The 8,433-nt window shown below is 76.4% G+C and carries 7 protein-coding genes; 1 reads left to right on the top strand and 6 read right to left on the bottom strand.

Features of this window, described 5'->3' with window-relative positions:
- Positions 1-170 precede the first annotated feature (170 nt).
- Positions 171-1,532 carry a glycosyl hydrolase family 28-related protein gene (locus tag ABT106_RS29660; RefSeq protein ID WP_351283499.1) on the top strand — a complete coding sequence of 454 codons (1,362 nt, stop codon included), beginning with the start codon at positions 171-173 and terminating at the stop codon, positions 1,530-1,532.
- Here the strand turns inward: ABT106_RS29660 and ABT106_RS29655 are convergent.
- From ABT106_RS29655 to ABT106_RS29630, 6 genes are all read right to left on the bottom strand, one after another.
- Positions 1,522-2,337: an HpcH/HpaI aldolase/citrate lyase family protein gene (locus tag ABT106_RS29655; protein WP_351283496.1), complete on the bottom strand. Its 816-nt coding sequence runs from the start codon at positions 2,335-2,337 to the stop codon at positions 1,522-1,524. The genes ABT106_RS29660 and ABT106_RS29655 overlap by 11 nt on opposite strands.
- On the bottom strand, positions 2,334-3,545 hold the full coding sequence (locus tag ABT106_RS29650) for a CaiB/BaiF CoA transferase family protein (RefSeq protein WP_351283493.1): 1,212 nt from the start codon (positions 3,543-3,545) through the stop codon (positions 2,334-2,336). Before ABT106_RS29650 ends, ABT106_RS29655 begins: the two co-directional genes overlap by 4 nt.
- Complete coding sequence (rbsK, locus tag ABT106_RS29645) at positions 3,542-4,477, bottom strand: ribokinase (RefSeq protein WP_351283491.1); 936 nt, start codon at positions 4,475-4,477, stop codon at positions 3,542-3,544. The genes ABT106_RS29650 and rbsK overlap by 4 nt, the downstream gene beginning before the upstream one ends.
- Positions 4,474-5,976, bottom strand: coding sequence for an ADP-ribosylglycohydrolase family protein (locus tag ABT106_RS29640; protein ID WP_351283488.1), 1,503 nt, complete (start codon positions 5,974-5,976; stop codon positions 4,474-4,476). Before ABT106_RS29640 ends, rbsK begins: the two co-directional genes overlap by 4 nt.
- Before the next feature lie 26 nt (positions 5,977-6,002).
- Positions 6,003-7,148: an ADP-ribosylglycohydrolase family protein gene (locus ABT106_RS29635; RefSeq protein ID WP_351283485.1), complete on the bottom strand. Its 1,146-nt coding sequence runs from the start codon at positions 7,146-7,148 to the stop codon at positions 6,003-6,005.
- A gap of 7 nt (positions 7,149-7,155) precedes the next feature.
- On the bottom strand, positions 7,156-8,433 hold a 1,278-nt coding region (locus tag ABT106_RS29630; protein ID WP_351283482.1), incomplete at its 5' end, for an ADP-ribosylglycohydrolase family protein.

The following is an 8,433-nucleotide window of genomic DNA, read 5'->3' as shown; positions in this document are numbered from 1 at the left end:
CCCGGTACTTACGGGGTATGGGCCGCCCCCCCCGGGGGGGCCCCCCTTCGGCGTTTCACGCCGGGTGAGCCGGGGTGAGCCGGGACGTCCCGGCGCAGCCCCCGCGCGCATCGATGTCAGTGGCCGCTGCGACGATCGTGTCCGACGGCCGTCGTCACCAGGGGGAGATCATGACCGAACAGTCCAGGACCGCCCGCAGGGCCTTGCTGACCGGAGCCGTGGCCGGACTGGCGGGTGCGGCGGTGGTGTCCGGTACCCCGGCCGCAGCCGCCCCGGCGGCCGGCGGGACGCCGGACTGGTTCGACGTGAAGGGGCACGGGGCGGTCGGCGACGGCTCCGCCGACGACACGGCCGCCGTCCAGCGCGCACTCGACGCGGCGGCCGCGGCGGGCGGCGGCACGGTGTACTTCCCCGTCGGCAGGTACCTGGTCAGGCCGGCGGCGGGGAATCCCGCCCTGGCCGTCAAGGCCGACGGGATCCGTCTCGTCGGCGCCGGCGCCAAAGCCTCCACCCTGATCAAGGGCGGCAACGGCATCCTGCTCAGGATGTCGGGTACCGGCCCGGCCTACTCCACCGGAGCCACCCACCGCCGCTACTGCTCCGTCGAGAACCTCGGGTTCAACGGCAACCGCAAGACCGGCCTGCTGCTGGAGCTCTACTACAACAACAACTCCTCCTTCCGCGACGTCTTCATGACCTCCAACAACGACCTGTGCGTCGACGCCGTCGAGTTCTGGGACTCCCGCTTCTCCAACCTGGTCGTGGAGGAGTGCACCGGCACCACCGGCAGCACCACCCAGCCCAACATCTGGCTCCGCAACGCCTCCTCCGCCACCGAGGGAACCTGGGGCCACAGCAAGGACAACATCAACCAGATCCACTTCACCGGCTGCCGCCTGGAGGCTTTCGGCACGGGTGCGCTGTGGATCGGCCAGGGGGCGGTCACCACCAACAACCCCAATGGCGTCTACCTCACCGACTGCAAGTTCGAGACCTCCCGGATGCAGGGAGGCCCGCACCTGAAGACCGACGCCGGCTGCAAGCACGTCTACGCGACCAACATCTACTGCTACGCCGGGGACTTCGCGCCGGGCACCCCCGCCACCGCACGCAACGTCATCGGGTGGGCGGCGAGCTCCAGCGCGCTGGAGAACGTGGTCATAGCCAACCGGGACAAGGCCACGGTCAACGCGGGCGTCGCCCTCTACTCGGGCCCCGGCTCCACCGCCGTCCTGCGCAACGTCGTCGGGCTCTACGCCACCGCGCCCACCGGCACCCACATCTACTACGAGCAGTCGTCCACCGGAGACTTCCGGGTGGAGAACAGCTACGGCACGACCGGAGCCCAGGCCACCGGGACGGTTCCGGTCAAGAACGCGCCGAACCCGCCCCTGCGCCTGGTCGCCGGCCCCGTCACCGACGCCGCCTTCACCCGCCCGCCGCTCGACGGCACCATGGCCGTGGACTCGGTGAACAAGCGGCTCTACGTCCGCGTCGGCGGCCGGTGGCTCTGGTCCGCGCTCAACGGGTAGCCGCCCGGCGGGACAGGGCCAGGGTGCGGCGGGCCGCGGCCACCACCGCCGGGTCCACGAACCGGCCGTCGGGCAGCGCCAGCGCTCCCGGGGTGGCGCGCGCGGCGCCGAGGACCTGCTCGGCGGCGACGACCTCCTCGGCCGGGGGAACGTAGGCCCGCTCGATCACCGGCAGCTGGCGGGGGTGGATCGCCGCCCGGCCGAGGAAGCCCAGGGACCGGCCGCGGGCGCAGGAGGCGGCCAGCGCTTCCAGGTCCCGGATGTCGGGGAACACCGACTGGGCCGGGGGCGCGAGCCCCGCGGCCCGCGCCGCCACCACCACCCGGGAGCGGCACCAGTCCAGCCCCGACTCCGCGCTGACGGCGAGGTCGGCCCGCAGGTCCGCCTCGCCCAAGGACAGGCCGCGCAGGGAGGGGTGGGCGCGGGCGATCTCGAACGCGCGCTCCACGCCCAGCGCCGACTCCAGCAGGGCGTGCAGGCCGACGCCGCCGGTGCGGTCGGCGGCGGTGGTGATCTGCTCCGGGGCGCTGATCTTGGGCAGCCGCAGACCGGCGAGGCCGTGCAGCCCCGCCAGGGCGGCGAGGTCGGCGCCGCCCCAGGGGGAGTCCAGGGCGTTGACGCGCACGTGGACGGGGAGCGGGGGCCGCTCGGCGAGCAGTTCGGCGGTGGCGGAGCGGGCGTACTCCTTGCGGGAGGCCGCAACGGCGTCCTCCAGGTCGACGATGACGGCGTCCGCCCCGCAGGCCAGGGCCTTGGCGACCACCGCCGGGCGGTCGCCCGGCGCGTAGAGCCAGGTCAGGATCACAGGGCCCCCTCCGTCCGCAGCGCGCTGATCTCGGCCCCGGTCAGGCCCAGTTCGGCGAGGACCTCGTCGGTGTCCGCGCCGTGCGGGCGGCCGGCCCAGCGGATGCCGCCCGGGGTCTCGGAGAGGCGGAAGAGGACGTTCTGCATCCGGATCGGGCCGAGTTCGGGGTCTTCGACCTCGGTGACGGTGTCCAGGGCCACGTACTGCGGGTCCTCCATCACGTCCCGTACGTCGTAGACCGGCGCGACCGCGGCCTGGGCGTCCTCGAAGGCGGCCAGGACCTCGTCCGCCTTGTGCCGGGCGATCCAGTCGCCGACGGCCTCGTCCAGTACGGGAGCGTGGGCGGCCCGGCCGGAACCGGTCGCGAACCACGGCTCGTCGATCAGCTCGGGCCGGCCGACCAGGCGCATCACGCGCTCGGCGATGGACTGGGCGGAGGTGGAGACAGCGAGCCAGCGGCCGTCGAGGCTGCGGTAGGTGTTGCGGGGCGCGTTGTTCGTGGAGCGGTTGCCGGTGCGGGGCTGTACGTAGCCGAGCTGGTCGTACCAGAGGGGGTGCGGGCCCAGCACGGTGAGGATCGGCTCGATGATGGCCAGGTCCACGACCTGCCCGGCTCCGGTGCGGTCGCGTCCGGCGAGCGCGGTCATCACGGCGTACGCGGTGGTCAGCGCGGCGATGGAGTCCGCCAGGCCGAACGGCGGCAGGGTCGGCGGCCCGTCCGGCTCCCCGGTGATCGCGGCGAAGCCGCTCATCGCCTCCGCGAGGGTGCCGAAGCCCGGCCGGTGGGCGTACGGCCCGTGCTGGCCGAAGGCCGTGACGCGGGCCAGGACCAGCCGCGGGTTGGCGGCCGACAGCTCGGCCCAGCCCAGGCCCCACCTCTCCAGGGTGCCGGGGCGGAAGTTCTCGACGACGACGTCCGCGCCGGCGGCCAGGCGCAGCAGGACGTCCCGGCCGCCGGGGGTGGACAGGTCGAGGGTGATGGTCCGCTTGTTGCGGCCCAGCAGCTTCCACCACAGGCCGACCCCGTCCTTGGCGGGGCCGTGGCCCCGGGAGGGGTCGGGCCGGCCGGGGTGCTCGACCTTGACGACCTCGGCGCCGAAGTCGCCGAGCAGGGTGGCGGCGAGGGGCCCGGCGAAGAGGGTGGCGAGGTCGAGGACGCGCAGCCCGCGCAGGGGACCGGTTCCCGGGTCGGGCTCGGGGGCGCTCACGAGGCGGCTCCTGCTTCGGACGCGGCTCCGGCCCCGGCTTCGGACGCGGCGAAGGCGTCCGTTTCCGCGCGGGTGGGCATCGAGTCCTGGGCGCCGGGCCGCTGGACGGAGAGCGCGGCCGCCGCCGAGGCCCAGCGCAGCGCCGTCGGCATCGGGCGGCCCTCGCCGAGGGCCACGGCGAGGGCGCCGACGAACGTGTCCCCGGCCGCGGTGGTGTCCACGGCCCGAACCGGGGGCGCGGGCACGGTCAGCGGTTCCCGGCCGCGCGCGGCGTACAGGGCCCCGGCCGCCCCCAGGGTGATGACCACCTCCGGCACCTCGTCCAGCAGCGCGGCCGCGGCCCGGTGCGGGTCGGTGAGCCCGGTGAGGGCGGCCGCCTCGTGCTCGTTGGGGACCAGGAGGTCGGTCGCGGCGAGGAGCCCGGCCGGCAGCGGCCGGGCCGGGGCCGGGGTCAGGACCGTGCGGACCCCGTGCGCGCGGGCGGCGAGGGCGCCGGCGAGGACGGCCTCCAGGGGCAGTTCGAGCTGGAGGAGCAGGGCTCCGGAGGCGGCGATGCGGCTGTCGTCGCCCGCCTCCAGGCCGGTGACGCGGGCGTTGGCGCCCGGGATGACGATGATGCTGTTGCCGCCCTCGTCGTCCACGGTGATGTGCGCGGTGCCGCTGGCCCCCTCGACCGTGCGCAGGGCGGCCGTCTCGACCCCGGCCGCGGCGAGCGCGGAGCGCAGCCGTACGCCGAACGCGTCGGCCCCGACCGCCCCGATCATCACCACCCGCCCGCCGAGGCGGGCCGCGGCGACGGCCTGGTTGGCGCCCTTGCCGCCGGGCACGGTGCGGAAGGCGGTCCCGGTGACGGTCTCCCCGAGGCGGGGCGCCTTGGGGACGTAGGCGACGAGGTCCATGTTCGTACTGCCGAGCACGGCGATGGCCGTCATGAGCGTGCTGCCTCCTGTGCGGTGAGGTGGGCGAGGGCGTCGAAGCCGGCGCCGTCGAAGCCGGGGACGGTGGTGGACAGGCGGTTCTTCAACGGGGCGGTCCACCGGTCCGGGAGGGCGTCCGGAGAGCCGGCGAGCAGCCCCGCGAGGGCGCCGGCCGTGGCCCCGTTGGAGTCGGTGTCCCAGCCTCCCGACACGGCGCGGCAGACGGAGCGGGTGAAGTCCCCGTCGGCGTGGGTGAGAGCGGCGGCGATCAGGGCGGTGTTGGGGACGGCGTGGACCCAGTGGTAGTGACCGTAGCGCGCGTGCAGGGCGTCCACGACGCGGTCGAAGTCGGCCTCGGCGGCGGAGGCGGCCGCGGCGACGGCGAACCGCACGGCCTCGGCGAGGCGCGACCGGGGCGGTACGACGGCCAGCCCGGCCCGCAGCGCGCCGTGGACGTCCGCGGCGCCGCCGGCGGCCTCGGCGGTGGCCGCGGCGACGAGGAGCGCGGCGTACACGCCATTGCCGGTGTGGGTCAGGGCGGCGTCCCGGTAGGCGGCGGCCGCGGCGGCGGCCGGGTCGCCGGGGTGGGTCCAGCCGTGGACGTCGGCGCGGATGAGGGCGCCGATCCACTCGCGGAACGGGTTGTGGTGGGTGGCGGTGGCGGGGGGCTCCAGCCCGAGGAGGAGGTTGCGGTAGGCCACGCGCTCGGCGGTGAAGGTCCGTCCGGCGGGCAGTTCGTCGAGCCAGAGGCGGGCGACGTCGCCGGTGGTGAACCCCTTGCCGTGCCGCTGGAGCAGGAGCAGCCCCAGGAGGGGGTAGTTGAGGTCGTCGTCCTCGGGCATGCCGTCGATGTTCTCGGCGAGGGACGTCGGGGCCGAGCGGCGGTTCCAGGGGTGGGCGGCCAGCAGCTCCGGGGGGACGCCGCGGGCGGTGAACCAGTCGTTCAGCGGCCAGTTCCCGGCGGCGCGGGCCAGCGCCCGGATGGCGGCCAGCGGCAGCTTCTCGACGGGCTTGCCGAGCAGGCACCCGGCGGCCCGCCCCAGCCAGGCGGCTTCCAGCCGGGCCACCAGGCGGGGACCGGCGGCGGGGGCCGGGGCGGCGGGGTCCTGTCCGGCTCCGGGGCGGGGCCGCAGGAACGGGGCGCCGGGCGGCCAGGTGGCGCGGATCGCCTCCCAGGACGCGGGCTCGTCGGCGGACAGGGGCGAGGGCAGCAGCGCGAGCTCGTCCAGCAGCTCGGCGGCGAGTGCACGCAGCTCCGGGTCCGCCGGGCCGGGGGAGGCGCCGGCCCGCTCGGGCGCGGGATGCCCGCCGGCGGCCAGCCAGGCCCGGCGGGCGGGCCCGGGGTCCCGGCCGTCCTCGTCCGCCTGGCGGAGCTCGTGCCCGACGAGGTCCTCGGGCTGCGCCCAGGTGACCCGTACGGGCTGCCCGGCGGGATCCGCGGCCGGGTGCGGGCCGTCGGGTGCGGTCCGGTGGGAAGCCGGGCACGGGCCGGGCGGTACGGGCGCCGGGGGCATCGGGGCCGGGGGGCGGCCGGGGCCGGTCATCGCGGGGCGGCGATGGCGGTGAAGGCCGCCTCGTGGGTCCGGCGCCGGGTGCGGTCGAGGGCGAACACCTCGCGGGTCACCGCGGCCAGCGCCGCCGCGGGGGCGTGCAGGTCGAGGCGGCTGGCCTCGGCGACCTGCTTGGACCAGGCTTCGGGGATCGCGGACTCCCCGCCCAGGGCCCCGGCGAGGGCGCCCGCCATGGTGGCGATGGAGTCGCAGTCGCGGCCGTAGTTGACGGCGCCGAGGACCGAGCCCTCGTACCCGCCGTCCGCGATCAGCAGCATGCCGAGCGCGACGGGGAGTTCCTCGATGGCGTGCAGCCGGGACGGCCGCCGGGCGCCCAGGGACGGCTCGCGGTAGTCCGGGCCCACCGAGTCGTACGGTGCCACCGCCGCCCGCAGCGGGACCAGGGCCGATTCGAAGTCCCGGTGCCGGGCGGCCACTTCGGCGACCGCCTCGACGGCCGCGCGGGTGCCGTCCTTGGCCAGGGCGAGGACGGTGTCCACCACCGAGGTGGCGGTGGCGCCCGGGACGCACGCCGCCGCCACGGCCGCCGCGAACACGCCGGCCGCCTCCCGCCCGTACGAGGACTGGTGCGCGCCGGCCACGTCCAGCGCCTCCGCGTAGGCCCCCTGCGGGTTGCCGGCGTTGACGATGCCGACCGGTGCCATGTACATCGCCGCGCCGCAGTTGACGATGTTGCCGCCGCCGGCCTCGCGCGGGTCGGCGTGCGCGTAGTGCAGCCGGGTCACGATCCACTTCTCGGCGAGGAAGATCCGCTGCAACGGCAGCGCCTCCGCCTCCAGTTCGGGGATCCAGCGGGGGGTCCCCATCAGGTCCGGGACGAGGTGGTCGGCGACCGCGTAGGCGTCGAGGTGGTCGCGTACGGCCTCGTAGACCCGTACCAGCGCGTGCGTCATCAAGGTGTCGTCCGTGACGTGGCCGTCGCCCTTGTGGTAGGGGGCGATGGGGCGTGCCGTGCGCCAGTTCTCGTACCAGGGGCCGACGATGCCGTGGACGCGGCCGCCGTGCCGTTCCGCGATCTGGTCCGGGGTCCAGCCCTCGACCGGGCCGCCGAGCGCGTCGCCGACGGCCGCTCCGACGAGGGCGCCGTGGGCCCGGTCCTCCAACGTGAGCGTCATGTCCGAATCATCCCTTGGGTGAGGTGAGTTCCGTACGCGCGAGCAGCGCGGCGAGTTCGACGAGGTCGGTGCCGGCGAGGCGGGGCAGGGCGCAGCCGGAGAGGGTCCGGCAGGCTTCGCGCCAGGCGGCGGGGAGCGAGTCGCCGCCGCCGAGCGCGCCGGTGAGGGCGCCGGCGAGGGCGGGGGCGGAGTCCGCGACGCGGGACAGGCAGGCGGCGGCGGGGACGGCCTCGGCCACCCGGCCGCGGGCGGCGGTCGCGAGGGCGAGGGCGACGGGGACGGTCTCGGCGGCGGCGATCCCGTAGCTGTAGACGTGGTCCACGATCTCGTGTTCGAGGGTGGGGACGATGGCGAAGGCGCCGCCTTCGGCACGGGTGCGGAGGTGGGTGCGGGCGAGTCCGACGGCGTGGCGGGCGTTGCGGCCGATCTCGGTGGACCCGGGGAGCTGGGCGAGGGCGGCCTCGACGGCGGCGTCGACGTCCGCGCCGGTGAGGGCGGTGGCGATGGCGGCGGCCATCGCGCGGGCGCCGTGGACGCCGTCGCCGTCCTGGGTGTAGCGGGCGTCGAACTCGGCCAGGTCCGCGGCGGCGGCCGGGGAGCCGGGGTGGACGACGGCCAGGACGCAGGCGCGGACGCAGGCGGCGTCGTCGAAGTAGTGCGGATTGTCGTGGCCGGTGGCGGGCGGGCGCAGGCCGGCGGCGAGGTTGCCCAGGCCGGCCCGGACGGAGATGCGGGCGCGGAGGGGGAGCACGGCGGATTCGACCTCGGGGGCGCGCTCCGCGGCCGCGGCGACCTCCGAGGCGAGGGCGTTCCACGCGAGGTCGATGGCGGCGCGCATGCGGCGGGAGCGGGAGAGGTCGCTGAGCAGGACCCCGGCGGCGGTGAGCACCGACTCGGCGGCGAAGGCCGCCCACTCGGCGTCGTCGCTCGGGCCCAGGCGCAGCGGCTCCGGGGGCTGGTTGAGGGCGATCGGGACGGGGAGGGTGGTGGTGGCGTTCTGCTCGGCGAAGGTGTCGAGCTCCCGGGTGAGGCGGCGGGTCCACTCGGGCATCCGGCTGGCGCGGTGGCGGGCGGCGGGCCAGCCGGCCGCGTCCCCGGCGGCCAGCCCGAGCAGCAGCCCCTCGATGCGCCGGCGGTCGACCGGGCCGCCGGTCGCCTCCGCGGGGGGACGGGGCTCCGGGCGGGGGAGTTCCGCGGGGGGCCCGTCCGGCCGCCCGGCCGAAGGGCTCGCAGCTCCAGCAGGCGGTCGCCGGGTTCGAACTGCTCGCCGACACGTACGAGAAGA

This window comes from Streptomyces sp. NPDC002044 (assembly GCF_040296725.1).
GTDB lineage: Bacteria > Actinomycetota > Actinomycetes > Streptomycetales > Streptomycetaceae > Streptomyces > Streptomyces antarcticus.
This window is presented reverse-complemented; position numbering and strand designations above follow the sequence as displayed.

What these genes read in the sequence shown, in the direction of transcription:
- rbsK (WP_351283491.1), bottom strand. Translation starts at nt 4,477, where the DNA reads ATGACGGCCATCGCCGTGCTCGGCAGTACGAACATGGACCTCGTCGCC.
- ABT106_RS29660 (WP_351283499.1), top strand. Translation starts at nt 171, where the DNA reads ATGACCGAACAGTCCAGGACCGCCCGCAGGGCCTTGCTGACCGGAGCC.
- ABT106_RS29640 (WP_351283488.1), bottom strand. Translation starts at nt 5,976, where the DNA reads ATGCCCCCGGCGCCCGTACCGCCCGGCCCGTGCCCGGCTTCCCACCGG.
- ABT106_RS29635 (WP_351283485.1), bottom strand. Translation starts at nt 7,148, where the DNA reads ATGACGCTCACGTTGGAGGACCGGGCCCACGGCGCCCTCGTCGGAGCG.